Source organism: Xanthomonas sp. MUS 060, assembly GCF_000963215.1.
In the GTDB taxonomy this organism is placed as follows: Bacteria; Pseudomonadota; Gammaproteobacteria; order Xanthomonadales; family Xanthomonadaceae; genus Xanthomonas_A.
Genome location: NZ_JZIM01000107.1, coordinates 1 through 718, shown reverse-complemented (window position 1 = coordinate 718; position 718 = coordinate 1). Strand labels below are relative to the sequence as shown.

The 718-nt window shown below is 63.8% G+C and carries 1 protein-coding gene; it reads left to right on the top strand.

The features are described 5' to 3' along the window. A partial coding sequence (locus XANALMUS060_RS17245; RefSeq protein ID WP_045739494.1) for an EF-Tu/IF-2/RF-3 family GTPase occupies positions 1 to 690 on the top strand: 690 nt, incomplete at its 5' end. Between the last annotated feature and the right edge of the window lie 28 nt (positions 691 to 718).

Sequence of the window (718 nt, the reverse complement as noted above, 5' to 3'; positions counted from 1 at the left end):
ACCCCGATCATCCATGGTTCGGCGCGTCTGGCGCTGGAGGGTGATCAGAGCGAGATCGGCGTGCCGGCGATCCTGAAGCTGGTGGAGGCGCTGGACACGTTCATCCCGGAGCCGCAGCGCGACGTGGACAAGCCGTTCCTGATGCCGGTGGAAGACGTGTTCTCGATTTCCGGTCGCGGCACGGTGGTGACCGGTCGTATCGAGCGCGGCATCATCAAGGTGGGCGACGAAATCGAAATCGTCGGCATCCGTGCGACGCAGAAGACCACGGTGACGGGCGTGGAAATGTTCCGCAAGCTGCTGGACCAGGGTCAGGCGGGCGATAACGCGGGTCTGCTGCTGCGCGGCACCAAGCGTGACGACGTGGAGCGCGGCCAGGTGCTGTGCAAGCCGGGTTCGATCAAGCCGCACACCGAGTTCGAGGCCGAGGTGTACGTGTTGTCGAAGGACGAGGGTGGTCGTCACAAGCCGTTCTTCCCGGGCTATCGTCCGCAGTTCTATTTCCGCACGACCGATATCACCGGCGAGTGCAAGCTGCCGGAGGGCGTGGAGATGGTGATGCCGGGCGACAACGTCAAGATGGTGGTGGCGTTGATCAACCCGGTGGCGATGGACGAAGGTCTGCGTTTTGCGATCCGCGAAGGTGGCCGGACCGTCGGCGCCGGCGTGGTGGCCAAGATCATCAAGTAATGCACTCTGGTAGCCTGGGCTGCCGGAT